Origin of the sequence: Proteiniclasticum sp. C24MP (genome assembly GCF_043951855.1) — a bacterium.
GTDB lineage: Bacteria > Bacillota > Clostridia > Clostridiales > Clostridiaceae > Proteiniclasticum.
Map to the genome: position 1 here is coordinate 1 of NZ_JBINJW010000052.1, position 4,046 is coordinate 4,046.

General features: G+C 41.3%; 8 protein-coding genes and 1 other annotated feature. All 8 genes read right to left on the bottom strand.

The genetic code is table 11. The annotated features are described in order from the left end of the window. On the bottom strand, positions 1–360 hold a 360-nt coding region (locus ACHAL6_RS15375), incomplete at its 3' end, for a YccF domain-containing protein (protein ID WP_395271534.1). Positions 361–500: 140 nt separating this feature from the next. After that, on the bottom strand, positions 501–872 hold the full coding sequence (rplL, locus tag ACHAL6_RS15380) for a 50S ribosomal protein L7/L12 (RefSeq protein WP_207599316.1): 372 nt from the start codon (positions 870–872) through the stop codon (positions 501–503). Between the two features lie 62 nt (positions 873–934). After that, the gene (gene rplJ / locus ACHAL6_RS15385; protein WP_395271535.1) at positions 935–1,426 is read right to left on the bottom strand and encodes a 50S ribosomal protein L10; all 492 of its coding nucleotides are present in this window, start codon (positions 1,424–1,426) and stop codon (positions 935–937) included. Between the two features lie 39 nt (positions 1,427–1,465). Further along, positions 1,466–1,593: a sequence feature (ribosomal protein L10 leader region), on the bottom strand. Positions 1,594–1,636: 43 nt separating this feature from the next. Then, complete coding sequence (gene rplA, locus ACHAL6_RS15390) at positions 1,637–2,326, bottom strand: 50S ribosomal protein L1 (RefSeq protein WP_395271536.1); 690 nt, start codon at positions 2,324–2,326, stop codon at positions 1,637–1,639. A 57-nt stretch (positions 2,327–2,383) separates the two neighbouring features. Further along, positions 2,384–2,809: a 50S ribosomal protein L11 gene (gene rplK, locus ACHAL6_RS15395; RefSeq protein ID WP_207599319.1), complete on the bottom strand. Its 426-nt coding sequence runs from the start codon at positions 2,807–2,809 to the stop codon at positions 2,384–2,386. 80 nt (positions 2,810–2,889) lie between these two features. After that, positions 2,890–3,414 (bottom strand): transcription termination/antitermination protein NusG, encoded by a 525-nt coding sequence (nusG, locus tag ACHAL6_RS15400; protein WP_395271537.1) that lies wholly within the window; start codon positions 3,412–3,414, stop codon positions 2,890–2,892. Positions 3,415–3,461: 47 nt separating this feature from the next. Next, a complete protein-coding gene (secE, locus tag ACHAL6_RS15405; protein ID WP_395271538.1) occupies positions 3,462–3,662 on the bottom strand; it encodes a preprotein translocase subunit SecE in 201 nt (66 codons plus the stop codon). 23 nt (positions 3,663–3,685) lie between these two features. Then, positions 3,686–3,835 carry a 50S ribosomal protein L33 gene (gene rpmG, locus ACHAL6_RS15410; RefSeq protein ID WP_395271539.1) on the bottom strand — a complete coding sequence of 50 codons (150 nt, stop codon included), beginning with the start codon at positions 3,833–3,835 and terminating at the stop codon, positions 3,686–3,688. Positions 3,836–4,046: the final 211 nt, after the last annotated feature.

A 4,046-nucleotide genomic window follows, 5' to 3' on the forward strand; every position in this document is an offset into this window, starting at 1 on the left:
AATTATTTTCGCACCGAAGGGCATGAGACTCAGCTTCGCCATCTTGAAGTTCTGAAGCCCGAAAGGTATCCCGATGATCGTCATGCAGAAAGCGATTCCGATGAGCACATTCGCCACGGCCAGCTCTATTCCGCCGATCACAATCCATAGGATGTTGATCAGAAGAGATCCTGCTCCCATGGAGGAATAGGATACATCCTTCCCGAAGGGAAACAGCTGCAGACCCGCCATCTTGAAGCACTGCACCCCAACGGGGATACCAATGATGGTGATGGACCATAGAAGACCGAAAAAGAACCATAAAATTGCAGGGATGAACCCACCCAGCATAAACCAGATGAGATTTCCTAAAATACTCATATATTATCACTCCTTTTGTGTAGTATAGCCAAAAGAGATTAATTCCGGATTAATTCCATGGTCTCTCAGAAAATATATCACCGCAATAAAAGAATCCGGTAATTACTTACCGGATTCTTCACGTACAATTTAAGCTCTAATTACTTAACTTCTACTGTAGCGCCAACTTCCTGAAGCTTAGCAACAAGTGCATCTGCTTCGTCCTTTGGAACGCCTTCTTTGATTGCCTTAGGAGCTCCGTCAACGATTTCCTTCGCTTCCTTAAGACCAAGACCTGTAGCTTCTCTAACAGCCTTGATAACCTTAATCTTTTCGCCACCTACTTCTGTAAGGATAACGTCAAATTCAGTCTTCTCTTCAGCTGCTGCTGCTTCTCCAGCACCGCCAGCTACTGCTACTGGAGCCGCTGCGGATACACCGAACTCCTCTTCGCAAGCCTTTACTAAATCATTTAATTCTAAAACGGTCATTTCCTTGATTGCTGCAATTATTTCTTCTCTTGATACTGCCATTTATAGACACCTCCGTAAATATTTTAATATTATTTTTTTAGGCGATTCGCCTGGTAATGATACTATGCTTCCTTGCTTTCTGCAACTGCATTAAGCATGTAAACAAGATTGGATAATGGGGACTTGATGCTTCCGAGGAACTTCGCGATAAGAACTTCCTTGTTAGGAATCTTAGCAAGCTGATTCATTAGCTCTGCATCATAAACCTTACCATCTACATAACCACCCTTGATTTCAAGCTTCTTGGAAGCCTTTGAGAAATCAGCGATAAGCTTAGCAGCTGTGGTTTCATCATCGTAACCGAACGCCATGGATACTGGTCCTTCAAGGTACTGTTCCATACCTTCAATTCCAAGCTCCTGTGCAGCTCTTGTTACCATTGTGTTCTTGTAGACTTTGTACTCAACATTGTTCTTTCTTAAAGTGCTTCTTAGCTCTGTGTCCTGTTCAACGTTGATTCCCTGATAATTAACTAAAACTAAAGACTTCGCTTTCTGCATCTTCTCTTTAATCTCATTAACTTTTTGCGCCTTGATCTCTTTGTTGTTGTTCACTGTGTGTCCACCTCCTCACAGTTTATTAAACTGCTTATTCAACATAATCAAAAAGGCCTCTCCAAGCGAGGAGAGACCTTAGTTTTAAAAACTATAAAGTACTCGCACCTCGGCAGGACTTACGAGCTGGGCTCACCTGCGGTCTTAGAATGCACGATTCAATTATTTAACTTCAAAAGTATAGCATGTGCTGAAGATTAAGTCAACAGATTAATCAACAACCTTAGCAGGATTGATTCTGATTCCAGGTCCCATGGTTGCAGAAACAGTTACTGATCTCAGGTACTGTCCCTTAGCAGCTGCAGGCTTAGCCTTGATCAGCGCTTCCATAAGAGTCTTGAAGTTGTCCTTCAGCTTCTCTTCTCCGAATGACTTCTTTCCGATTGGCACGTGAACGATAGAAGTCTTGTCAACTCTATATTCAACCTTACCAGCCTTGATGTCTTCGATGGCCTTTGCTACATCAAATGTAACTGTACCGGACTTTGGATTAGGCATAAGACCCTTTGGTCCTAATACTCTACCAAGTCTACCTACAACACCCATCATATCTGGAGTTGCAACAACTACATCAAATTCAAACCAGTTTTCCTTCTGAATCTTATCAAGATATTCATCAGCTCCAACATAGTCTGCTCCAGCAGCTTCAGCTTCAGCAACCTTTGCACCCTTAGCGAATACAAGGACTCTTACTGTCTTACCGGTTCCGTGAGGTAGTACTACCGCACCTCTAACCTGCTGATCAGCATGTCTTGGATCTACTCCAAGCTTTACATGCAGTTCAATTGTTTCATCAAACTTAGCCTTTGCAGTCTTCACTGCTAATTCAAGCGCCTCCTGTGATGAGTATAATACACTCTTATCAACAAGCTTTGCACTCTCTACATAATTCTTACCCATTAATTTGCCTCCTTCGTGGTTTTAACGGTTTTTTGCCTCCCACTTTATTAGGTTGTCTTATTCAACGATAGTAACGCCCATACTTCTTGCAGTACCTTCAATCATTGACATTGCTGTCTCAACTGAAGCCGCATTCAGATCTGGCATCTTTGTTTCAGCGATTTCTCTAACCTGAGCCTTAGTAAGCTGAGCTACTTTAGTTCTGTTAGGAACGCCTGATCCACTTTCAATTCCAGCTGCCTTCTTGATGAGTACAGCTGCTGGTGGTGTCTTCAGGATAAAGCTGAAAGATCTGTCCTGAAATACTGTGATTACAACTGGAATAATGTATCCAGCCTTATCTGCAGTTCTTGCATTGAATTCCTTACAGAATCCCATAATGTTCACACCGTGCTGCCCTAGAGCTGGTCCAACTGGTGGAGCTGGTGTTGCCTTTCCTGCAGGAAGTTGTAACTTGATCATTCCTGTAACTTTCTTTGCCATGAGTTTATTCCTCCTATACTGTGGTAGATTGCGGGTATTTTACCCTCCCACTTATTTAAGACCCGAAAGGGTCAATAAACCTAATAAATTTTTTCTATCTGGTTGAAGTCGAGTTCTGCTGGAGTTGCTCTACCAAACATCTCTACTTCCACCTTGACCTTACGCTTGTCATTGTTGATTTCAACAATGGTAGCAGGGAATCCCATAAATGGTGTAGCGATGATCTTCACGCTTTCACCAATGGACAGATCCACCTGTTCATGAGTCTCTGCAATACCCATGGAACGGACTTCTTCATCTGTCAACGGCACCGGATTATTGGATTTCGCACCAACAAATCCCGTGACACCTCTTGTATTTCTTACGATATACCAGGATTCTTCAGTCATAATCATTTTCACCAGAACATATCCAGGAAACTTCTTCTGAAGGACGATCTTCTCCTTATCATCTTTTCTTTCGATGACTTCTTCCATGGGAACTTCAACACCTTGTAAAAGATGTTCAAGGTTTCGGTTTTCAATCGCCTTTTCAAGGTTTACCTTGACTTTATTCTCATAACCTGAATATGTATGAACAACATACCAACGTGCTTTTTCTTCCATACGAAAATAGAGGAGCAGACTAAAACGCTACCCCTTTCCTCCTTACCTTAAAGTTTGAATAGAACTTCCGTCAAAAGTCCATTGTAAATAAAATCTGCAATTGCAATCAGAACAATGTAGATCGCAACTATGGCAGATACTACGCCAATAGCTTTCTTGACTTCCTCTTTGGAGGGCCAGGTTATTTTTTTAATTTCATTTTTGATCTCTTTTACAAAACTGACGAGTCCTTTGCTGTTTGAAGCCATGAAAATCACATCCTTAGTCTGTGTTACTTTGTTTCTTTATGTGTAGTATGCTTTCTGCAGAACTTGCAATACTTACTCATTTCCAGTCTTTCTGGATTATTCTTTTTGTTCTTCATTGAATCATAGTTTCTCTGCTTACACTCTGTGCATGCTAAAGTCATTCTTACTCTCACTTTGAGCACCTCCGTACTTTATAGTTTTTGTTTACATCATAAATAACCCCATTGCGCAGGGTATTACTAAATTACTTTATCATATGACCCCTATCCTGTCAAATAAAAAACGCGTTTTTTTTTTGAAACTCTTGAAAAAAAAGCCGGTCTAAGTTTTTCGTAATTCAGGGATAAAAAAGGACTGGCAAACCAGTCCTCTTTAATAGCTTCA